The organism is Tumebacillus avium (genome assembly GCF_002162355.1).
In the GTDB taxonomy this organism is placed as follows: domain Bacteria; phylum Bacillota; class Bacilli; order Tumebacillales; family Tumebacillaceae; genus Tumebacillus_A; species Tumebacillus_A avium.
The window spans coordinates 707,434-731,694 of record NZ_CP021434.1 but is presented as its reverse complement, the minus strand read 5'-3'; the positions used below and the strand labels follow the sequence as shown (position 1 = coordinate 731,694).

Here is a 24,261-nt window from a genome sequence, read left to right as displayed (position 1 = left end):
AAGGCGTAAACTTCAACATAAACACATCACAATGGAGGCTGTACGCAATGGCAGATACTAAGAACCAAGACGAGTTGTTGCTGGAAACAGGCACCGACGACGAGATCGAATATTATGAGTTCCCCGCCTCATTCGCGCAAAACCGGATGTGGCTGATCAATCAGATGAACGAAAGCAGCGGCATGTACAACATGCCGATGGCGGTGCGCTTCCAAGGCCCGCTGCATATCGAAGCGCTGGAGCAAAGCCTGCAGGAGATCGTCGACCGCCACGAGACGCTGCGCACGTCGTTTGCGATGGAAGACGGCGAACTCTTGCAAGTGATCGCATCCGAAGCGCAGATCAGCATCCCGCTGCTCGACCTGCAGCATTTGTCCAAAGCGGAGCAGGAAGCGAAAGTGGCTGCGTTGTCCTCGCTGGAAGCGGACACGCCGTTTGATCTGTCCCAAGGCCCGCTCCTGCGCTCGACCCTGCTCAAGCTTGGCGCCGAGGAGCATGTGCTGTTGTTCGCCAAGCATCATATCATCTCCGACGGCATGTCGATGGCCGTGATGATCCATGAGCTGGTCGTGCTGTATGAAGCATACCTCGACGGCAAGCCGTCCCCGCTGCCGCCGTTGGAGATCCAATACGCGGACTACGCTTCCTGGCAGCGCGACTGGTTCACCGGCGATGTTTACGAAAAGCATCTCAATTACTGGCGGGAGCAGCTCGACGGAGAGATCGCTCCGCTGCAACTGCCGACCGACCGGGCGCGCCCGGCTGTCGCTTCCCCGGAAGGCGGCCATGTGCTGCTCGAACTGCCCGATGAGCTGATGGACAAGTTGAACGGGCTGACCAAGCAATTCAAAGGCTCGACCTTGTTCATGACGATGCTCGCCGCCTACAAAGCGTTCCTGTACCGCTACACGGGGCAGGAAGACCTCGCTGTCGGCACACCGATCGCCGGGCGCAAGCAGCCGGGCATTGAGCATATGATCGGCTTCTTCGTCAATACGCTGGTGCTGCGCACCGACCTGTCGGACGATCCGACGTTCCGCGAGCTGATCGACCGCGTGCGCCAGACCACTTTGGACGCCTATACCTATCAGGAGATGCCGTTTGAAAAACTGGTCGAGGAGCTGAAGCCGGACCGCAGCGTCTCGAATCCCTTTTTCCAGACGATGTTTGTGGTACAAAACGTCTCCACGCCCGATCTGACGCTGCGTGACTTGAAAATCTCGGCGGTGGAAGTGCAGCGCAACACGGCGAAATTTGACCTGATGTTCACCGTCGATCATAAGGACGGCAAGCCGATCCTGTTCGCCGAGTACAGCACCGACCTGTTCGATTACGAAACGGTGGAGCGGATGCTGAACCACTATCTCAACCTGTTGCAAGCGGTGGTGGCAGACCCTGACCAGCCGATCTCGAAGATCCCGCTGCTCACCGACGCGGAAGTGCAGGAGCTGATCTACGGCTGCAACCAAACCCAGCGCGATTTCCCGACCGACAAGCTGGTGCACGAGCTGTTCGAAGCGCGCGCCGCAGCGAACCCGGACGGCATCGCCATTCAATATGAAGAGGAGCAGGTGACCTACCGTGAGCTGAACGAGCGCGCGAACCAGTTGGCCCGCCTGCTGAAAGCGGAAGGCGTCGGCCCGGAAAGAGTGGTCGGCATCTATTTGGAGCGCTCCCCGAACATGATCGTCGCGCTGTTGTCGATTTTGAAAGCGGGCGGCGCATTTGTGGCGTTTGACCCGGCATTCCCGCAGGACCGCATCGGCTTTATGATGGAGGACTCGGAAGTTCCGGTCATCCTGACCCAGGAGTCGCTGGCCGGACTCTTGCCGGCGCATGATGCGAAGACGTTCTGCCTCGATCTGCAGTGGAGCGAAGTGGCAGGGAACAGCACGGAGAACCTGCCGAACGAAGCGACACTGGAAAACCTCGTCTACCTGATCTTCACCTCCGGCTCCACCGGCCGCTCGAAAGGGGTGCAGGTCGAACATCGCAACCTGCTCAACTACCTCTATGCGATCGAAGAGGTCGCACAGCTTGGCGACGGGGCGAGCTACGGCAACGTCTCGACACTGTCTGCAGACGTCGGCCACACGGCGATCTTCCCGGCGCTCTGCCGCGGCGGCACGCTGCACATCATCGCTCAGGAGCGCCTGACCGATCCGGATCTGATGGCCGAGTATTTCGAGCAGCATCCGGTCGACTGCCTGAAGATCGTCCCGACCCATCTCGCGGCGCTGATGGCGTCGCAGCCGCTGAAAGTCCTGCCGCTGCAAGGCGCGGTCGTCGGCGGCGAAACGTTGCGCTGGGACTTGATCGAGCGCGTGGAAGAGTACCGCGATGACGTCTGGCTGATCAACCACTATGGCCCGACCGAAGTGACGATCGCAGGTGTGGTCTACAAAGTGGAAAAAGACCCGGCGATGCGCAAAACGGTCACCGTGCCGCTGGGCCGTCCGCTTGGCAATGTGCAGGTCTATGTGCTGGACCAGCATCTGCAGCCGGTGCCGTACGGTGTGGCTGGCGAAGTCTATTTTGGCGGCGCAGGCATCACGCGCGGCTACATCAAGCGCCCCGACCTGACGGCGGAGCGCTACTTGAAAGACCCGTTCAAAAACGACCCCGAGGCGCGTTTCTACCGCACCGGCGACTTGGCGAAACGCCACCCGGACGGCCGCCTCGAATTCCTGACCCGCGCCGACACCCAAGTCAAGATCCGCGGCTACCGCGTCGAGCTTGGCGAAGTGGAAACGGTGATCGGCCAGCATGAGCTGGTCAAAGAAAACGTCGTCGTCGCCCGCGAAGACGTGCCGGGCGACCGCCGTCTGGTCGCTTATATCGTCAAAAACGAAGGCGTCGCCGGCGGCACAAACGAAGTGCGCAGCTACCTTAAAGAAATCCTGCCCGACTACATGATCCCGGCAGTGTTTGTCTACCTCGATGCGATTCCGCTGACGGCAAACGGCAAGATCGACCGCCGCATCCTGCCCGACCCGGACGCGGAGCTGATGGAGCAAAATGAGTACATCACGCCGTCGAACGACGTGGAAGCGAAGATCGCGGGAATCTGGGCGGAAGTTCTGCACACCGAGCAGGTCAGCGTCGCCGACAACTTCTTTGACCTCGGCGGCCACTCGCTGATGGTGACGCAGGTCGTCTCCCGCGTGAACAAGGAGTTCGGGATCAAGATCCCGCTGCGCACGCTGTTCGAAGCGCCGACCGTCATCGAGCTCGCGGAGCGCGTGGAAGCGCTCTGCGCGGTAGAGACCTCCCCGGCGAAATCGGAAGCGCCGATCACACCGGTCTCCCGCGACGGCAAACTGCCGTTGTCCTTCTCGCAGCAGCGCCTGTGGGTGTTGGAGCAGCTGATCCCGGGGCTGACGGCGTACAACATTCCGTATGCGGTGCGTCTGACCGGCGTGCTGCACCACGCGCAGTTTGAAACGGCGCTCCATGAGATGATCAAGCGCCACGAGTCGTTCCGCACCACGTTCTCCGATGCGAATGGCGAGCCGGAGCAAGTGATCGGCGAGGCGGTCCCAACACCGCTTGCGGTGGTCGACTTGACCCATCTGAGCGGCGCGGCGCAAGCGGAAGAAGTCACCCGCCTCGTGCAGGCGGAGAACACCACGGCGTTCGACTTGCGCAACGGTCCGCTGATCCGCTACCAGCTGCTCAAGCTCGGCGAGCAAGAGCACGTGCTGCTCCTGACCTTGCACCACATCATCTCCGACGGCTGGTCGCGCGGCATCCTGACCCAGGAGCTGACCCAGTTGTACGCTGCGCTGGTCAGCGGCAAAGCACCGGCGCTTCCGCACCTGCCGCTCCAATACGCCGACTTTGCGGCATGGCAGCGCAAGTTCCTGCAGGAGGAGCTCGGCCCGCAGCTCGACTACTGGAAAAACCTGCTCGGCGGCGATCTGCCCGCCCTGCAGCTGCCGACCGACCGTCCGCGTCCGCGTCCGCCGATGCAGACCTTCAACGGCGCACAGCTCACGTTCCGTCTGCCTAGAGAAGTCGGGGACAAGCTGATCCACCTCAGCCAAAAGCAAGGGGCGACGCTGTTCATGACCCTGCTCGCGGCGTTCCAGACCTTGATGATGCATTACTCCGGCCAGCAAGACTTTGCGGTCGGGACGCCGATTGCGAACCGCAATCGCCAGGACACCGAATCGATCATCGGCTTCTTCGTCAACACGCTGGCCTTGCGCGCCGACCTGTCGGGCAACCCGACGTTCCTCGAGCTGATCGGCCGCGCGAAAGAATCGGCGCTGGGCGCTTTTGCGAATCAGGACGTGCCGTTTGAGAAGATCGTCGAAGAGGTGGAGACGGACCGCGATCTGAGCCGTTCGCCACTGTTCCAAGTCCTGTTTGGCCTGCAGAACTTCCAGCAGAGCAAAATCGAACTGGCCGGCCTGACCTTCGAGCCGGTGGAGGACACAGGCAGCACCGCTAAATTTGACCTGTCGCTCTTGATGTCGGAGGACGATGAATTCGGCGTGGGCGGCACGTTCGAATACAACACCGACCTGTTTGACGCCAGCACGATCGAGCGGCTGCACGGCCACTTCGTGCAGTTGGCAACCCTGCTGGCCGACGATCCGTCCCAGCGCGTGGGCAGCCTGTCGCTGCTGACCGAATCGGAACGCGTGCTGGTCGTGTCGGCGTGGAATCAGACGGCAACTCCATACCCGTCCGCGTCGATGCAGCAGCTGTTCGAAGAGCAGGCGGCGCTGACCCCCGATGCGGTGGCGGCCGTCTATGGCAGCGCCAAGCTGACCTATCGCCAGCTCAACGAGCGCGCCAACCAGATCGCGCACTATCTGAAGGAGCTTGGCGTCGGCCCCGATGTGCTGGTCGGCCTCTGCATCGACCGTTCGCTGGAGATGGTCATCTCGCTGCTTGGGATCATCAAGGCGGGCGGCGCGTATGTGCCGATCGACCCGAACTACCCGCAGGAGCGCATCGCGTACATGCTGGAAGATACTCAAGTGCCGGTGCTGATCACCGTGTCTGCGCTGGAAGGCATCTTGCCGCAGCACGGAGCGAACGTGATCTGCCTCGACCGCGACTGGTTGTCCTTTGCCGGGCAAAGCACGGAGAATCCGACGTCTGTGACGACGCAGGACAGCCTGGCCTATGTGATCTACACCTCCGGCTCCACGGGACGCCCGAAAGGCGTTGTCGTGCCGCAGCGCGGGGTGGTGCGCCTCGTCAAAAACACCAACTACATGCCGTTTACTGCGGAGCATGTGTTCCTGCAGGCGGCGACGTTCTCCTTTGACGTAGCGACGTTCGACATCTGGGGCCCGCTGCTGAACGGCGCGAAGCTGGTGCTGATGCCGGCCGGACAGCCGTCCTTGGAAGACATCGGGCGCACGGTTAAAGAGAACGGCATCACGGTGCTGTGGCTGACAGCCGGCCTGTACCACCAGATGGTCGAGTTCCGCCTCGAAGACCTGAAAGGGGTGCGTTACCTGCTGGCCGGCGGTGATGTGCTCTCTGTCACGCATGTGAAAAAAGTGCTGCGCGAGCTGCCGGGCGTGACGATGATCAACGGCTACGGCCCGACGGAAAACACCACCTTCACGTCCTGCCACACGATGACGAGTGAAGGGGATGTCGGCAGCACCGTCTCGATCGGCCGTCCGATCGCCAACACGACCGTCTATGTGATGAACAGCGAGCTGCAGCCGGTTCCGGTCGGCGTGCCAGGCGAGCTGATGACCGGCGGTGACGGGTTGGCCAACGGCTATCTGAACCGCCCGGACCTGACGCAGGAGAAGTTCATCGAAACGGAATTTGGCCGCCTGTACCGTACGGGCGACCTCGTGCGCTGGCTGGCAGACGGCAGCTTGGAGTTCATGGGCCGGATCGACCAGCAGGTGAAGATCCGCGGCTTCCGCATCGAGATCGGCGAGATCGAAACGGTGCTTGGCAGCCAGCCTGGCGTGCGCCAATGCGTGGTCATCGCGCACGATGCGGACGGCGACAAGCGTCTGGCCGGCTATGTCGTGCCGGAGCCGGGCACAGAGCTGCAGGAAGAAGAGCTGCGGAGCTCTCTGCGCAAACAGCTCCCCGACTACATGATGCCGTCCTTCCTGATTCTGCTCGACGAACTTCCGCTGTCGCCAAACGGCAAAGTTGACCGCAAGAAACTGCCCGCTCCGGAGGGGATGGTCGGCGGCGGCAGCTATGTCGCGCCGCGCACGCCGGAAGAGGAAAAGGTCGCCGGGATCTTCGCCGAAGTCCTGCGCGTGGAGCAAGTTGGCATTCACGACAACTTCTTTGCCCTTGGCGGCCACTCGCTGATGGCGACGCAGATCGTCTCCCGCATCTCCGAGGAGTACGGCGTCACCGTTCCGCTGCGCCTCTTGTTCGAACTGCCGACGGTGGCGCAGTTCACCGCCGGGCTGCTCAGTGAGCGCGACAACGCGCCGGCACAGAGCGCGGATGCCGGGGAGATCAAGCGGGTCGCCCGCCGTCCGGAAGCGCAGGAGATCACCGCCGTGCCGCGCCGCCGCGGGGCATCGCGCCCGGCGGCCGCACCGCAAGCGGAAGAGCCGAAGCATCTCAACACGCCGCATGTCGAGCCGTTGCCGGAAGCGGTGCGCCTCGAAGCGATGGAGCGCGCGCAGCAGGAGCTGTTCGCCGCGCACGACATCCTGCGCACGACGCTTGTCGGGACGGACAGCGCCCCGGAGCGGCTCGTACATGAGCCGAAATGGTCGCCGCTGCACGTGATCTACCTGCGCGGCCTGGAAGCGGCAGAAGCGGAAACAAAGGTGCAGGAGATCCTGCAGCAGGAGCGTCAGACGCCACTCGATCCGCAAACGGAGACGGTGCGCTTCTACCTGATCCAAAAGGATGACGCCGACTTCGCGGTCGTGCTCAACCTGCATCCGCTGCTGGCCAAAGAAACATCGCTCGCCGGCTTGGTGAAAGAATTGCTCGCCAAGTACGAAACGTATAAAGTTGACGTCACTGTTTAAATAATCGGCCGGTTCTCACTTGTTGGGGAGCCGGCTTTCTCTTTCTATTTAAAATCGAGAATATTCGGAAACGAAAGTAATATTCAGTGTTGTCAAATTTCACATGGAGTACTAAAATAAATGAGGAGCTAATTCTTGGAAACGGCTATCGGAAGTTTATAGAAGAGATTCGTACATCATTGGGGGTAACAGGAGATGTGGGCGTTTATTCGGGGCAACCCGAGGTTCGTAAAATTTTGGGTCGGCATGTGGTTCTCCGAGTTTGGAGACTGGGTGCGGAACATGGCGCTGATCTATCTTGTCATGGACTTGTCGGGCGGCTCGGCGATCGCCGTGTCGATCAACATGTTCTGCGAGTTTGCGCCGCTCGTGATCTTTGGTCTGTTCATCGGCGTTTTGGCAGACCGCTGGGAGCATAAAAAGACGATGTTAAGCGCCGTGTTCATCAGGATCTTGCTGATTGGCCTCCTGATCGCCGCTGTGGCGCTGCAGTCGCTCACGGTGGTCTATGCGGTCGCGTTCCTCTCGGCGATCGGCACGGTGCTGTTCCGGGCGCCTTCCTCCGCCTTTACGATGCGCATCGTCAAGAAAGAGGACCTGCGCATGGCGGTCAACCTGCGCCAGATGTCGTACAGCACGATGTTCCTGATCGGTCCGCCGCTTGGCACCTTGCTGTATATGGGCATCGGCACGGCATGGACGCTGTTCCTGATCCTGGTCTTGTTCACGATCAACTTCGCATTTATCGCGTCGGTCACGCTGGACAAGATGGAGAAAAAGGCGTCGTCCGCCAAAGGGTTCGGCGGCGTGATGGCCGAGATGAACGACGGGTTCCGCCAAGCCTGGATGAACCGCATGGTGCGCCCGCTCCTGTTCAGCAACGCGCTGTTCGGCCTCAGCGCCGGGTTGTCGAACGTGCTGAGCATCTTCATCCTCACCGAGTTTCTCGACCAGCCCAAAGAGACATATTCGCTGTTCGTCGCCACACAAGGCGTCGGGATGCTCGTGGCGTCGTTTGTGATTCCGAAGGTCAAGCTGTCCCGCCCCGCGCTGCTCACCGGCGGCATGATCGTCATGGGGCTGTGCTCGATGGGGATGATGTCCTATCCGCACTATCTGGTCACCTACTCGTTTGTGGTGCTGTTTGCGTTTGGCATGGTGGCGTTTAACATCTCGATGGCGACGCTGTTGCAGACGACGGTGGACATGTCCTACCAAGGGCGCGTCACGACCACCTTGCAGACGGTCGGCACCGGCACGATGGCGCTGATGATGCTCAGCGCCGGCTGGCTGCACGAACTGCTGCCCCTGCAGGCGATCATCCTGACGGCAGGCTCGGCGATGCTGCTCGGCGGCATGCTCCTGCAGATGATGTACAGCCGCGTGAAGACGGAAGCACAAGAAAAACCGCTGCCTCTCTAAGAGAGCAGCGGTTTTTTGTTTGTGCGCATTATTTGCTGCGCTGCGCTTCGATCAGTTCGCCGATCCCTTTGATGCCTTGTTCGATCTGTTCGTGGGTGGCGTTGGAGAAGTTCAGGCGCATGCCGTGTTTGCCTTTCGTGTTGCCCGGCGTATCGAAGGCCTGGCCGGGGAAGAAGGCGACTTTCTTGTGTTCGACCGCGTCGCGCAGGAGCGTCGGGACGTCGACAAAGTCCGGCAGCTCGACCCAGAGGAACATGCCGTTGGACGGCTTTTCGGCGCGGGTTTCTGCCGGGAAGTACGCTTCGATCGCACGCAGCATCGTGTCGCGGCGGGCGCTGTACTCGCGGCGCAGCAGCTGGAGGTGCTCGGCCAGCTTGCCCGATTCCATGTAGGCGGCCACCGAATGCTGGCTCCAGTTTGCCGTGTTGATGTCATACGACTCTTTGACGACCGACAGCTTCTGGATCAGCGCTTCCGGCACGATCAGCCAGCCGATGCGCACGCCCGGCGCGAGGATCTTCGAGAAGGAGCCTGCATAGAACACCCACTCGCTTTCCAGCGCTTTCAAAGGCGGCACGGACACTTCGTCATAGGACAGGAAGCCGTACGGGTCGTCTTCCACGATCGGCACGCCGTATTCGCGGGCGAGGCGGGCCAGCTTTTCCCGTTTCTCCCGGCTCATCGAGGAGCCGAGCGGGTTGTGCCCGTCGGTGATCGAGTAGATGAACGCCGGGCGCTTGCCCGCTTGCAAGAGCGCTTCGACTGCGTCGACATCCATGCCGGTCTGCGGGCAGCTCGGGACGGTGAGCAGCTCCGGAGCAAACGGCTCCAGCACTTGCAGGAAGCCGGGGTAGGTGATCTCTTCGGTCAGCACCTGGCCGCCCGGTTCGAGCAGCAGGCGGGCCAGCATGTTGATCGCCTGCTGCGCGCCGGTGGTCAGGAAGATCTCGTCTTCCGTGCAGGTCACGCCACGGCCTTTCATCAGCTCGACGATCGACGTTTTCAGCGTGTGGGCAACGCCGGCCGGGCCGTACTGCAGCGTGTGCGGCTTGTTGCGCAGCACATCGGCAGACGCCTCGGCAAACGCTTCACGCGGAAACAGCTCTTGGTTCGGCAGACCGAGGCCAAACGAGATCAGGCCCGGACGAGCGGTGAGCGCCAGCATGTCTTGCATCGGGGACGGGGCGGTGTTTTGCGCCCAGGAGGCGAGGCGGAGCGTTTTTCCGGTATCAGTCGTAGTCATGCGGGTTCATCTCCTCTTGGTTACTTGCCGGCTTACAGGTTGCCGCGCTTTTCCTGCTCGCGCTCGACAGCTTCAAACAGCGCGCGGATGTTGCCGTTGCCAAAGCCGTTCGAGCCTTTGCGCTGGATGATCTCGAAAAACATCGTCGGGCGGTCTTGCATCGGCTGCGAGAAGATCTGCAGCAGGTAGCCTTCATCGTCGCGGTCGACGAGGATGTTCAGGCGGTTCAGTTCGTCGATCGGCTCGTCGATGTCGCCGACGCGCTTCGGAAGCAGTTCGTAGTACGCATCCGGCGTGTACAGGAAGCGGATCCCGTTTTTCTGCAGGTTTTCCACCGCCATCAAAATATTGTCGGTCTCAAGCGCCACGTGCTGCACGCCGGCGCCGAGGTTGTAGTCGATAAATTCCTGCACCTGCGATTTCTTCTTGCCCGGCGCCGGCTCCACGATCGGGAACTTGATGCGGTGGTTGCCGTTGCGCAGCGCTTTCGTCATCAGGGAGGAGGAGTCGGAGGAGACGTCCTCTTGGCGGAACTCTTTGATCAGCTTGAACCCAAACACTTTTTCATAGTAGTCGGTCCAAGTATCCATCTGCTCGACGTTGATCGCGAGGTGGTCTAAGCGGGTGATCGCCGTATCGATCTCCGGCTCTTCCGATTCGACCGGCTGGAAGCCCGGCGCAAAGACGCCGTTGTAAGCGCTGCGTTCGATCAAGGTGTGCACAGTGTCGCCAAACGTGCCGATCATCGCTTTTTTCACAAAGCCATGCTCGTCTTCTTCGACATACGGCTCGATCATCCCGATGCCGCCGCGCTCCACGGCGAGACGATACGTCTCTTCCACGTTTTCCACACGCAGGGCGATGTCTTTGACGGCATCACCGTGCTTTTTGGTAAATTCGGCGATCGGGTGGTCCGGCGCAAAGGAGCCGGAGATCACAAAGCGGATGTCGCCTTTTTCCACCACGTAGGACACGAGGTTGCGGCTGCCCGTCTCCAGGCCCTTGTAGGCGGTGACTTTCATGCCAAACAGCTTGCAATAATAAAAGACGGATTGTTTCGCGTTGCCTGAGTAGACCTCTACATAGTCGATATCCTCGACCGGCAGAATGTCCTGCAGCGTTTCGGTTGCCTGCTCCTGTTGGATGCTCATGTGTACGTCCTCCTCAAATAAGGTTGGGTCTCACAGAAAAATTTTCCCAGGGTTCAGAATGTCTTTGGGATCGAAGACACGCTTGATCTGCTGCATCATCTTGACGGCGCCTGCGCCGTGTTCTTCCGGCAGGTATTTGGCTTTGCCAAGCCCGATGCCATGCTCGCCGGTGCAGGTGCCGCCGCGCTCCAAAGCAAAGCGGACGATCTCCGCGTTGACGTGGCTCGCCCGGCGCATGTCTTCGGCGTTTTCCGGGTCGACGACCATGACGGCGTGGTAGTTGCCGTCGCCGACGTGGCCGAGAATCGCACCGTCCAGCCCGTTGTCGTCGATGGCGCGGCGCGCTTCGATGATCGCGTCCGGCAGTGCCGACAAGGGCACGCAGACATCGGTGGTCATCAGCTTTTTGCCGGGCTGGGAAGCGGAAAATGCAAACGCCGCATCATGCCTTGCCGTCCACATCCGGGTCCGGGCGGCCTGATCCGCATCAAATTCCAATTCGATACAGCCCTCTTCGGTCAAAATCTCCTGGGCCAGCAGGAAGATGTTGTCGACCGCCGCTTTGTTCCCGCTGAATTCCAGGAACAGCGTTGGCGCTTCGGTGAATGATGTGTCTTTGAAATTATTTACGACATTGACAGTGCGCTCATCGACCAATTCAACACGGTCGAGCGCAATGCCGCACATCATCATGCCCATCGCTGCCTGTGAGGCGCTGCCCACATCGGGGAACACGGCGCGGGCGGCGAGGGTGTATTCGGGGATGCCATAGACGCGCAGGGTCAGCTCGGTAAAGGTGCCAAGCGTGCCTTCAGAACCGACAAACAGGCCGGTCAGGTTATAGCCGGCCGATGATTTGGCCGCCTGGCCGCCCGTGGTGATCACCGAGCCGTCCGCCGTGACGACGGTGAGTCCAAGCACGTTGTCGCGCATCGTGCCGTACCGCACAGCGGTGGTGCCCGACGCGTTGGTCGCCGCCATCCCGCCAAGCGTTGCGTCCGCTCCCGGATCGACCGGGAAGAACAGACCGTATTCCTTTAAATGCTGGTTGAGCTGAAGCCGGGTCACGCCCGGCTGCACGCGCACGAGGAAGTCTTCGGGGCGCACTTCCAGCACTTTGTTCATTTGGGTGAAGTCCATGGAGATGCCGCCTCTGACCGGCACCACTTGCCCTTCGACCGATGACCCGATGCCAAACGGCACGACCGGGATCGCGTGCGTGTCCGCATATTGCATCACGCGGCACACGTCTTCCGTGCTGGACGGGAAAACGACGACGTCGGGCGTCACGCCGGGATGATAGGAAGTGACGTCCTTACTGTGGTGCTCGAGCACCGTCTCATTGATGGACACCTGCTCCGGAACTGTCAGTAACGTCCGCAGCGCTTCTGCTAATGTCAAATCCAACAACTCCCGCAGTGAAAATATTGATCAAAGATAATCGTTGCCAAGTATAAGAGCCGGATTCAATATTAAGAATGATGTTTCCTCACATTATAAAATTGTGTCTGAACTCTGTCAATTGTTATAGTAAAGCAATTAAGCAGGATTACAGACGGGCTTCTATTTCAATGTTAGTAAATATCGACTAGAATGCCGCTTTCCTTATATATAGGTTAGAATTACTCGAAACTTCGGGCGCATGATTATTCATGATCATTATCAGAAATAAGCACCCTGTATTTTCAATTTGACTGTATTATTTGGAATCATCTAATATAGGAGAGGACATCGGATTCTAAGACGGGAGAGTGGTCTGTGAATGAGTACTGCATATGATTGGCCAACACTGGTGGCGCTGTTGCGCTTTCGCGAGGAAACTCAAGGAAGTCGACACGCCTTTTCTTTTTTTGGTGAAGACGGGTCGGAACAGCAGCTGACCTATGCTGGGCTGGACCGCAAGGCGCGGCAGCTGGCCGTCCGCCTGCAGCGGCAGACGGAGCGGGGGGCGCGCGTGCTTTTGCTGTTCCCTCCAGGGCTCGACTACCTGATCTCCTTTTTTGGCGCGCTGTATGCCGGAGCTGTGCCGGTTCCCGCGTATCCGCCGCGGCAAAATGGCAACTTGACGCGCCTGCTCCAAGTGGCGGCCGATGCACAGGCGACGGCGGCGCTGACCACGGAGACGATCTGGCGCGGGATGAGCAAGCGGATGGAAGATGCTCCGGCGCTTCACGGGCTGCAGTGGATCACCACGGAGGGGCTTGATGCGGAGAACGGCAGTGACTGGCGGGAGCAGACGGGCAGCCGCGACACGCTCGCCTTTTTGCAATACACGTCGGGATCGACGTCCGCACCGAAAGGCGTGATGCTGACCCACGGGAATCTGCTGCACAACCTGCAGATGATCGAAACGTCGTTTGGCACGACCCCGGACAGCCGTGGCGTGGTCTGGCTGCCTCCTTATCACGACATGGGCTTGATCGGCGGGATCTTGCAGCCGGTGTTTACCGGCTACCCGATGACGCTGATGGCGCCGGTTGATTTTATTACGAAGCCGCTGCGCTGGCTGCAAGCGATCACAGAGACGGGCGCGACGGTGAGCGGCGGGCCGAATTTTGCGTATGAGCTGTGCTTGCAGAAAATCGCGCCGGAGGAGGCTGAAGGGCTGGATCTGTCGCGCTGGGAGCAGGCGTTTACCGGCGCTGAACCGGTCAGAGCGGAGACGATGCGCAGATTTGCAGATGTTTTTGCTTCGTGCGGGTTTCGCAAAGAGGCGTTTTACCCGTGTTACGGGTTGGCGGAAGGCACGCTGTTGGTCACCGGGGGCTGGAAAGAAGCAGCGCCGGTGGAAAAGCGCTTCGATGCCGGGCTGTTGGCGCAGCATCAGGCTGTGGAAACGGCAGACGGCGCAGGGGTGCTGGTGTCTTCCGGACGCGTGACGCGCACGGAGCAGAAAGTGCGGATCGTCGATCCGCTGTCGCTGGCACCGCTTGCGGACGGCAAAATCGGCGAGATCTGGGTGCAGGGCGGCAGTGTGGCGCTCGGCTACTGGAACCGCGAAGAGCAGACGCAAGAGACGTTTCGGGCGCAGGTGGCAGGCGACGCGGACGGATACTATCTGCGGACGGGCGACCTTGGATTTATCCTCGGCGGGGAGCTGTTTGTGACCGGGCGGATGAAAGATCTGATCATCGTCAGCGGCCGCAATCACTACCCGCAGGACATCGAGTTTACGGTGCAAAACTGCCACCCCGGCGTCGGCAACTCGAACGGGGCGGCATTTGCTGTGGAAAAAGACGGGCAGGAGCGTCTGGTCGTCGTGCAGGAAGTGGAGCGCACCTACCGCAGAGGGGGCCATGAGGAGATCGTCGCGGCGATCCGCCAGGCGGTGTCGCTGCAGCATGGGCTGCCATTGGAAGCGGTCGTGCTGCTCAAGCCGGCGAGCATCCCCAAGACCTCGTCGGGCAAGATTCAGCGCCATGCCTGCAAAGCGCGGTACATAGACGGGACGCTGGACGTCTTGACCGAGAGCCGGACGGTGTCGGCGGTGTCGGCCATGGCATTTGCGGAGCAGCCGCAGCTGACGCGGGAAGAAGTGCTGGCAGCGCCTGCCGATCAGCGGTCCGGGGCATTGGCAGGCTGGATGTTGTCAGAATTGGCACAAGTCGCGAACATTTCGGGAACAAGCCTTCGGGCAGATCAGCCGCTGGCGGCGGCCGGGCTCGACTCGCTGATGGCGGTGGAGCTGAAAAACCGTCTCGAAGAAACCTGGGGTGTGCCGGTCACGTTGGCCCGCTTGCTGGAAGGCGCGACGGCGGAAGAGCTGGCTGAGGAGATCGTGCAGGGGATGAGCGAAGCGGGCGACGTGTCGGCAGCCGGGGAGATCGGGAACGGCATGACGTACGGTCAGCGTTCCTTGTGGTTCCTGCAGCAGCTGGACCCGGCGAGCACCGCGTACCACATCTCCAAACTGGTGCGGGTGCGTGGCCCGCTCGATGCGGATCGTCTGGCAGACAGCCTGCAGCAGCTACAGGACCGCCACGAACTGCTGCGGACGGTGTACCCGGAAGTGGACGGCCAGCCGACCGCACAGCTCGTCGAGGCGGCCAGGGTCGATTTTGCAAAAGTGGACCGGGCATCTGACATCACCGATGCGGCGCAGCAGCCGTTCGATCTTGCCCAAGGGCCGCTGTTCCGGGCGCGCTTGTTCCGGCAGTCGAAGCAGGAGCATCTGCTGCTGTTCAGCATGCACCACATCATCGCCGACCTGTGGTCGCTCGGCATGCTGATCGGCGAACTGCGCGAACTGTACAGCGGCGGCCAGGCAGAGCTGGAGAGCGCAGCCGTTTTTGCCGACTATGTGCGCTGGCAAAACGAGTTGCTGCAAAGCAAGCGCGGCGAGATGCTCCAGACGTATTGGCAGGAGCAACTGCAAGGCACACCGCCGGTGCTGAATCTGCCGGCCGACCGTCCGCGCCCGCCGGTGCAGACTTATCGGGGGGCAACGCTTTCGCTTGCGGTGCCCGCTATGGTCGCCAAGGGGCTGAAGGAGCTGGCCAAGCAGGAAGGCGCGACATTGTACATGACGCTGCTCGCTGCTTTTCAGGCGCTGTTGCACCGCTCCACCGGGCAAGAGGAGATCTGGGTCGGCACGCCGACGACAGGTCGCAGCGCGGCGAAATTTAAAGATGTGTTTGGCTACTTCGTCAACCCGGTCGTGATGCGTGCTGCGGTAGACGGAGAGGAATCGTTCAGGCAGTTGCTGCGCCAAGTGCGGACCGGTGTGCTCGGCGCTCTGTCCCATGCCGATTATCCGTTCCCGCTGCTGGTGGAAAAGCTGGCCCCGAAGCGCGACTTGAGCGCTGCCCCCCTGTTCCAAGTGATGTTCTCCTTGCAGAAATCGGAGCTGCAAGGCGGCGGGGACCTGAGCGGATTTGCTCTGAATCAGGACGGCGCGGAGCTGGTGTTTGGCGATGTCGTGCTGGAGTCGGTCAGCATGGAGCAGCGTGCGGCGCAGTTCGATCTGACCTTGTCGATGGTCGAAGGAGAGGACGGGCTGTCCGGGACGCTGGAGTTTAACACCGACCTGTTTGATCCACAGACGGCACAGCGGCTGGCCAGCTGTATGGAAAGCTTGCTGGCAGGCATCGCATCGCGGCCGGACTGTGCGGTCGGCGGATTGCCTCTGCTCTCGATGAGCGGCGAAAACGCCAAGATCACAGCGGACGACGCGGATGCCCCGTACCCGACGCAATGTCTGCATCAGCTGTTTGAACAGCAGGCGGAGGAGCGCCCCGATGCGGAGGCGCTTGAACTGTACGGTCAGACGCTGACCTACCGCGAGCTGAATGCGCGAGCCAACGCCGTCGCCCACGGGTTGATCGCACGCGGTGTGGAGCGGGGCGATGCTGTCGGGCTGTCCCTGCCCCGTTCTTCTGCGTGGATCGTCGGGATGCTCGGCGTGCTCAAAGCGGGCGGCGCGTATCTGCCGCTCGACCCGGTGCATCCGGAGGAGCGTCTGCAGTTTATGGCGCAAGACGCCGGTGCGCAGATTGTGCTCGATGAAGCCGGGCTGCGCGAACTGACCGAAGCGGCAAATGCCGAGACGCACAATCCCGATCTGCACGTAACGCCTGAGCAGACCGCCTACCTGATCTACACATCGGGCACCACCGGCACGCCCAAAGGGGTGGCCTGCCCGCATCGCGGCGCGGTCAACCTGCTGGCGGAGATGGAGCGGCGGGCACCGCTGGCACCCAATGCGGCGGGCAGTGTCTGGACCTCTTTTGGCTTCGATGTGTCGGTCTATGAAGTGTTCAGTGCGCTGTGCTACGGACGCCAGCTGACGGTGCTGCCGGAAGAGGTGCGTGCCGACGGCGCGGCTTGTCTGGACATGCTCGCCGAGCAAAAGGTGGCCAGCGCGTATCTGCCGCCATTTTTGCTGCCCGATCTCGCAATCTTCGTCAAAAACGATCCGGGTCGCCTGCAGCTGACCCGCCTGCTGGTCGGCGTGGAACCGATTCGCGGAGAGCTGCTGCAGGAGATCCAACGCCATCTGCCGGGCCTTGTCATCGTCAACGGCTACGGCCCGACCGAAGCGAGCGTCTGCGCCACCTTGTACACCGTGTCGGACAAACCGGAGCGGATCGTGCCGATCGGAACGCCGCTGCCAAACACGGAAATCTGGCTGCTCGACCAAAACGGTCTCCCTGTGCCGCCGGGAGTGATCGGCGAACTGCATATCGGCGGCGCGGGACTGGCCCACGGCTACATCGGACGGCCGGAGCTGACCGCAGAAAAATTTGTCCAGCTGCCTCTGACCGAAGTGCGCCTGTACAAGACGGGCGACCTGGCCCGCCTGCGCAGCGACGGGATGCTGGAATACTGCGGTCGCCTCGACGACCAGGTCAAAGTGCGCGGTTTCCGCATCGAGCTCGGCGAGATCGAAGCGGTGCTGGCCGCCTGTGCCTCGGTTCGCGCGGCTGCGGTCACCGTGCGCGACGACGCGCCGGGCGGCAAGCGGATCATCGGCTATGTCGTCTGGGAAGAAGACACGGATGACGCTGCCCGAGATATCGGCGCAATACGCCGCGAATTGAAGCAAAAGCTGCCCGACTACATGGTGCCGTCCGCGTTTGTCACGCTCGACACCCTGCCCCAGACGGTCAGCGGCAAGCTCGACCGCCGGAAACTGCCTGCGCCGCAGGACGACCCGGCTGAACAACGCGAGTACACCGCGCCGCGCAATGAGCAGGAAGCACAGTTGTGCCAGCTGTTTGCAGTGCTTTTGGGCGTGGAGCAGGTCGGCGTGCACGATCACTTTTTTGAACGGGGCGGCCATTCGCTGCTCGCCACGCAGGCTTTGACCCGCGTGCAGACTCTGTTTGGCGTCAAGTTGCCGCTGGCCCGCCTGTTTGAAGCGCCAACGCCCGCAGAGCTGGCCGTGCTGATCGAACAGGCGAAAGAGTCAGCTCCGGTCAAACAAAAGCCGAAAACCACGCGCGTCGCCCGCGAAGCCCGCCGGCAGCCGCGCACCTAGATCAGGGACAACAGGAGGAGACACAGGAATGAAAACTGAGACCGAAGTGTTTGTGCTGCCCGCCTCGTTTGCCCAGCAGCGCTTGTGGTTTGTCGATCAGCTGCTGGAGGAGAACGCGGTCTACACGATGGCTGCGACCGTGCGAATGAACGGCCGGCTCGACCGGGCCGCGCTGGCCCGCAGCGTGGACGAGATCATCTTACGCCATGAAGTGTTGCGCACGGTGTTTGCGGTGGAAGACGAAGAGCTGGTGCAGGTGATCGCCGCCGAGCCGCAAAGCGTGCTGGCGGGCGTTCAAGCGGAGTCGTTCGATGAGGCAAGGAAGCTGGCGAGCGAAGCGGCCAAGCGCCCGTTCCACCTGCAAAACGGCCCGCTCCTGCGCACCGAGCTGTACAGCTGGTCGGAGCAAGAGCACCTGCTGCTGATCGCGATGCACCATATCGTGTCTGATGCCTGGTCGGTCGGCGTGCTGATCCGCGAGCTGTCGGCGCTGTATGCAGCGTTTGCAAGCGATCCTGACGCAGAGTCGCCGCTGGAGGAACTGCCTGTGCAGTATGCCGATTATGCGGTGTCGCAAAAGGACTGGATGCAAGGCGAAGTCTTGCAGGAGCAGTTGCAATACTGGCAGGACAAGCTGCACGGCGCGGAAACCGTGCTGGCATTGCCAACCGACCGCCCGCGCACGGAACAGGAATCCGCGCGGGGCGGCGTGGTGCGCGTCGAGCTGTCCGAAGACTTGTCCCAAGGCGTTCGCGGTCTGGCCAAACAAGGCGGCGCGACGCTGTTCATGACACTGCTGGCGGCGTACCAGACTCTGCTGTTCCGCTGGACGGGGCAGAAAAGCGTGCTTGTCGGCTCCCCGGCGGCAGGGCGCGACGAAGAGGGCATCGAGCTCCTGATCGGCTTTTTCGTCAACAATGTGGTCTATCGCGGTGATCGCACAGCAGGCATGAGCTTCCAAGACCTCCTCGCGCAAGTGAAGCGGACGGTGCTCGACGGGCTGGCGCATGGCGAAGCGCCGTTTGAAAAAGTGGTCGAAGCCCTGCAGCCGGAGCGCGTACCGGGCGTGTCGCCGTTGTTCCAGACGATGTTCGATCTGCAAAGCGAGCATTTCGAAGGGCTGGAGATGGGCGGCCTGCAGGTGACGGTCGAGCCGGTGGAGCTTGGCATCGCCAAATACGACCTGACGCTGACGATGGCCGAAAGGGGACAGGGGCTGACGGCGGAGTTCGAGTACAACGCCGAGTTGTTCGACGAAACGACGATCGTGCGCCTCGGGAGCTTGCTGACGACGCTTTTGACCAGCATCGTGGCAGCGCCAGAGCTTCCTTTGGAAAAATTGACCCTGCTGCCGGACGCGGAACTGGCGCAGCTGGCAGCGTTAGGTGTTGCCCCGCAGGCGTTCCAAACTGGCGTGACGGCACATGAACTGATCGAAGCGACAGCAGCTCGTCTGCCGGAGCAGATCGCCGTGCAAGCGGGGGCAGAGACGCTGACCTACGCCGAGCTGAACGCCCGCGCCAACCAACTGGCCCGCCGTCTGCAGCAGCTGGGAGCGGGGCCGGATGTGGTGATCGGACTTTCCTTGCGCCGCTCGCTGGACATGGCGGTCGGGCTGTTGGCGATCTTGAAAGCGGGCAGCGCTTACCTGCCGCTCGACCCGCAGTACCCGCAAGAGCGTTTGCGCCTGATGATCGAAGACTCCGGGCTGAACATCCTGCTCACCGAGTCGGCACTTCTCCCGCAGTTGCCGTCCGTCGAAGGCGTGAAGCTGTTCGCGGTCGATATGGAACGTGAAGCGACCGCACAGGAATGTGCAGAGAACGTTGCAAGCGGTGTACAAGAGCATCACCTCGCCTATGTGATCTACACCTCCGGCTCGACCGGCCGTCCGAAAGGCGTGATGATCGAGCACCGCTCGCTGGTCAACCACATGCAGGCGGCGGTGCAACTGTTTGGGCTGACTGCGGACGACCGCGCTTTGCAGTTTTCCTCGATCTCGTTTGATATCGCGGTCGAAGAGCTGTTCCCGACCTGGCTGTGCGGGGCGACGCTGGTCATGCGCGAAGAGGAGCTGTTGGCTTCGGCCGACTTCCTGCGCTTTATGGAGCGGGAAAGAATCACCGTGTTTAACACGCCGACCGCGTATTGGAAACACTGGTCGCGCGAACTGCAAGGGCTGAGTTTGCCCGACGCGCTGCGCCTGCTGGTCATCGGCGGGGAAAAAGCGTCGCGGGGCGATCTGCAGGTATGGAATGCCGTCTCGGGCAGTGAGCGCGTCGTTCTGCTCAACTCCTACGGCCCAACCGAAACGACGGTGACAGCGACCGTCTGGCAGGCTGAGCGGATCGAAGCAAATGCACTTGTCCCGATCGGCCGACCGCTGGCGAATCACCGGCTCTATGTGCTTGATGAGCACCTGCAGCCCGTGCCGATCGGCTCGCCGGGCGAACTGTACATCGCCGGAGCGGGCGTGGCGCGCGGCTATTTGCGCCAGCCGGAGCTGACGGCAGAGCGTTTTGTGACCCTGCAGGGCGTTGCAGATCGCGCCTACCGCACAGGAGATGTGGTGCGCTGGCGGCAGGACGGCAGCCTCGACTACCTCGGCCGCACCGACGAACAGGTCAAAGTGCGCGGCTATCGGATCGAGCTGGGCGAAGTGGAAGCTGCGCTGCTCCGCCACCCGCATGTGGCAAGCGCCGTGGCGGCGGTCATGGAAGACAAGCTCGCCGCTTACTACACAGGGGTTGCGACAGACGACCTGAAACTCTTTTTGCAAGCAGAACTGCCGGAGTACATGGTGCCGCACGTGCTGCTGCATCTGGACGAGATCCCGATGCTCCCGAGCGGCAAAGTCGACCGCCGTGCACTGCCTGCGCCGCATACGTTGACCGATAGCGGACAAGTGCCGCTGCGCACCGAGACGGAGCATGGCGTGGCGGCGGTGTGGGAAGAAGTGCTTGGGCGCGGGGGAATTGGCGCAGATGCGAACTTCTTTGACCTCGGCGGGCATTCGCTGCTGGCGACGCAAGCTGTGTCGCGCCTGCAGGCGGCGTTTGGCGTGGAGCTGCCCTTGCGCACGCTGTTTGAGCACCCGACGCTGGCCGGGCTGGCCGCGCAGATCGAACGTGTGAAAGGGGAGAGTGCGTCGCAGGATATGCAGCCGATGATCGAAGTGGTCTCCCGCGACGGCGAACTGTCCTTGTCCTTCGCGCAGGAACGCCTCTGGTTCCTGACCCAGCTGGAGCCGGACACGGCGGCGTACAACATCTCCTCGGGCGTGCGGATGACCGGCGTGTTGAATCGGGATGCGCTGGAGCACAGCTTCGCCGCCCTGATCGAGCGCCACGAAGCTCTGCGCACGACCTTCACCGAGGCGGGTGGACGCGCACAGTTGCAGATCCGGGAGCCGCAGCCGCTGGTGATCGATTTCCGCGACCTGCAGCACATCGCACAGGATGGGCAGATGGAGGAAGTGCAGCGCATCGCCGAAGGAGAAGCGTTCCGCCCGTTCGACATCGAACAGGGCCCGCTGCTCCGCGCCACACTGCTGTTGCTCGGCGAAAACGAGCACATCCTGCTCTTCACGATGCACCACATGATCTCCGACGGCTGGTCGGTCGCGGTGCTGATCCGCGAGATGGCCGCCTGCTATGAAGCGTTCTCGACAGGCAGCGAGTCAGAGTTGGCTCCGCTTCCGATTCAATATGCCGACTACGCGGCGTGGCAGCGGAACTGGCTACAAGGGGACGTGCTGTCCGAACAGCTGTCCTACTGGCAGGACAAACTGTCCGGCGATCTGCCCGTCCTGCAGCTGCAGACCGACCGTCCGCGCCCGCCGGTGCAGACGTTTAACGGCGCAACGCTCAGCTTGACCGTGCCGCCGGAAGCGACCGCCGGGCTGAATGCGCTCGCCCAGTCGACAGGGGCGACGCTGTACATGACCTTGCTGGCCGCCTATCAAACGCTTCTGCACCGCTACACCGGCCAGGACGACATCCTCGTCGGCTCGCCGATCGCCGGACGCACCCGCCGCGAGACCGAGCCGTTGATCGGCTGCTTTGTGAACACCCTGGTCATGCGCACCGACCTCTCCGGCGACCCGAGCTTCCGCGACCTGCTGGGCCGGGTGAAGCAGACCGCTGTGGAAGCGTACGCGCACGGTGACATGCCGTTTGAAAAGCTGGTCGAATTCCTCGACTACGAGCGCAATCTCGGCTACACTCCGCTGTTTCAGACGATGTTTGTCCTGCAAAACACGCCGTTTGCCGCCTTGGAGCTCTCCGGCGTGGAGATGGAGCTGTTCGAGATCGCGCACAACACGGCCAAATTTGACCTGACCTTGCTGATAAGCGAAGAAGACGGCGCACTGTCTGCCGTGTTCGAATACAACACCGACCTGTTTGACCGCACGACCATCGAGCGCATGGCGGCGCATTTTGGGAATCTGTTAAACGCGCTCGCAGTGGACAGCACCGCACCGCTGTCCCAACTTCCGCTGCTCAGCGCGGCGGAAAAAGAGGAACTGTTGTACGGCTGGAACGACACGGCCGTCCCGTTCCCGGACACGGTCTGTCTGCATGAACTGTTCGAAGCACAGGCGCAACAAACGCCCGACAACATCGCCGTGATCTTCGGCACAGACACGCTGACCTACGCCGAGCTCGACGCGCGCGCCAACCAGCTCGCCCGTCATCTGCAAGCGGCTGGCGTCGGCCCGAACGTCCCGGTCGGCGTCTGCGTGGAGCGCTCTCTGGAGCTGATCATCGCCCTCGTCGGCGTGCTGAAAGCGGGCGGCGCGTTCGTCCCGCTGGACAGCGAAGTGCCGGCCGCACGCCTCGCCCAAGTCATCACCGACGCGGCGGCACCGGTCTGCCTCGCCCAAGAACACTTGCGCGAGAAGCTCCCGCAGGAAGCGACTTCCTGGGTGTTCCTCGACAGCGGCTGGGCGGAGATCGCCGCCCAGGACAGCATCAAGCCGGAGTCTGGTGTCACGCCGGACGACCTCGTCTCGATCTATTACACCTCCGGCTCGACCGGCAAGCCGAAGGGCGTCGCGTCACACCACCGGGGCTGGGTCAACCGCATGTGCTGGATGCAAAATCAGCATGAGCTGCAAGCGAACGAAACGGCGCTCCAGAAAACGACGATGACGTTCGACGACTCGGCGGTCGAAGTGTTCTGGCCGCTGATGACCGGCGCACGGATCGCCGTGCTCGAACCGGCCCTGCACCGCGACCCGCGCTCGATCATCGACGCGGCGGTGCAATACGAAGTCTCTCTGCTCCAATTTGTCCCAAGCATGCTGAACCTCGTGCTCGACGAGCTGAACGCCGACGACCGCGCCGGGCTGCACCGCCTGCGGATCACCGTCTCCTCCGGCGAAGCGCTGCGCTCCGAGCTGGTGCGCACGTTCCTCGATACGATGCCGGGTATCTTGACCAACACGTGGGGCGCGACCGAAGTGTCGATCGACTCCACGATCCACATCTGCTCGGCGGAAGACGTTGAGGCAGGCGAGATCGTTGCGGTCGGACGCCCGATCGACAACAACACCGTCTACATCCTCGACGCTCACCTGCAGCCGGTGCCGATCGGCGTGGCGGGGGACCTCTATCTGGGCGGCGTCGGGCTGGCAAAAGGCTACCTGGGCGATGAAGCACGCACCGAGGCAGCTTTTGTCAACAATCCGTTCCGCCCGGGCGAAAAGATGTACAAGACGGGCGACCGTGGCTGCTACCGTGCAGACGGCGCGATCCGCTTCCTCGGCCGACTGGACGATCAAGTGAAGATTCGCGGCCAGCGCGTTGAGCTCGGCGAGATCGAAAATGTGCTTGGCCAGCACCCTGCCGTCAAAGAGACGGCGGTGACGGCGATCACCGATGACGCGGGCAACAAGCGCCTCGCCGGATATGTCTCGCTATTCCAATCGGACGAAGAGCTCCCGACTGCCAGCGACTTGCGCCAGTACCTCAAGCAAAAGCTGCCCGAGTATATGGTGCCGTCCTGGGTGCTGATCCTCGACGCCCTGCCGCAAAACGCCAACGGCAAGATCGACCGCAAAGAGCTCCCATTGCCCGACTCTTCGCGCCCCGACCTGGCCGAAGAGTATGTCGTGCCGGAAGGGCCGGTCGAAGAGACCTTGGCGGAGATTGTGATGGAACTGCTCGGTCTGGAGCGGGTCGGCGCGTTCGACTCTTTCTTTGACCTCGGCGGCCATTCGCTGCTCGCCGTGCAGCTGATCTCGCGCGTGCGCGACACGTTTGAGATCGACCTGCCCCTGCGCGCCTTGTTCGAAGAGCCGACGATCGAAAAGTTGGCGATCCGCATCGAAGACCTGCTGATCGAAAAGCTGGAAGGAATGACAGACGAAGAAGCCGATGCACGGCTTTCCCAACAAGATTAAACAAAAGAGGTGAAGAGCCGTGACCGACCGCACCAGAAGACGTTCCGAACTCTCCGACAGCAAACAGG

General features: G+C 61.8%; 7 protein-coding genes. 4 read left to right on the top strand and 3 right to left on the bottom strand.

Annotated elements, in window-relative coordinates:
• Positions 1-47: 47 nt before the first annotated feature.
• On the top strand, positions 48-6,992 hold the full coding sequence (locus tag CBW65_RS03500; RefSeq protein ID WP_087455615.1) for a non-ribosomal peptide synthetase: 6,945 nt from the start codon (positions 48-50) through the stop codon (positions 6,990-6,992).
• Between the two features lie 195 nt (positions 6,993-7,187).
• A complete protein-coding gene (locus tag CBW65_RS03495; RefSeq protein ID WP_087455614.1) occupies positions 7,188-8,414 on the top strand; it encodes an MFS transporter in 1,227 nt (408 codons plus the stop codon).
• A 28-nt stretch (positions 8,415-8,442) separates the two neighbouring features.
• Here the strand turns inward: CBW65_RS03495 and CBW65_RS03490 are convergent, their stop codons facing one another.
• Genes CBW65_RS03490 through CBW65_RS03480 form a run of 3 tightly spaced genes read right to left on the bottom strand, consistent with a single transcriptional unit; the run spans position 8,443 to position 12,209 of the window.
• Positions 8,443-9,657 carry an aminotransferase-like domain-containing protein gene (locus CBW65_RS03490; RefSeq protein ID WP_087455613.1) on the bottom strand — a complete coding sequence of 405 codons (1,215 nt, stop codon included), beginning with the start codon at positions 9,655-9,657 and terminating at the stop codon, positions 8,443-8,445.
• 32 nt (positions 9,658-9,689) lie between these two features.
• Entirely contained in the window at positions 9,690-10,808 is a 1,119-nt protein-coding gene (gene hppD / locus CBW65_RS03485) for a 4-hydroxyphenylpyruvate dioxygenase (protein ID WP_087455612.1), read from the bottom strand.
• Positions 10,809-10,838: 30 nt separating this feature from the next.
• Positions 10,839-12,209: an FAD-binding oxidoreductase gene (locus tag CBW65_RS03480; RefSeq protein ID WP_087455611.1), complete on the bottom strand. Its 1,371-nt coding sequence runs from the start codon at positions 12,207-12,209 to the stop codon at positions 10,839-10,841.
• A gap of 361 nt (positions 12,210-12,570) precedes the next feature.
• Here CBW65_RS03480 and CBW65_RS03475 point away from each other — a divergent pair, with 361 nt between their 5' ends.
• Positions 12,571-17,787, top strand: a complete 5,217-nt coding sequence (locus CBW65_RS03475) for a non-ribosomal peptide synthetase (protein WP_087455610.1) — start codon at positions 12,571-12,573, stop codon at positions 17,785-17,787.
• A gap of 28 nt (positions 17,788-17,815) precedes the next feature.
• Positions 17,816-24,193, top strand: a complete 6,378-nt coding sequence (locus CBW65_RS03470) for a non-ribosomal peptide synthetase (protein ID WP_087455609.1) — start codon at positions 17,816-17,818, stop codon at positions 24,191-24,193.
• Positions 24,194-24,261: the final 68 nt, after the last annotated feature.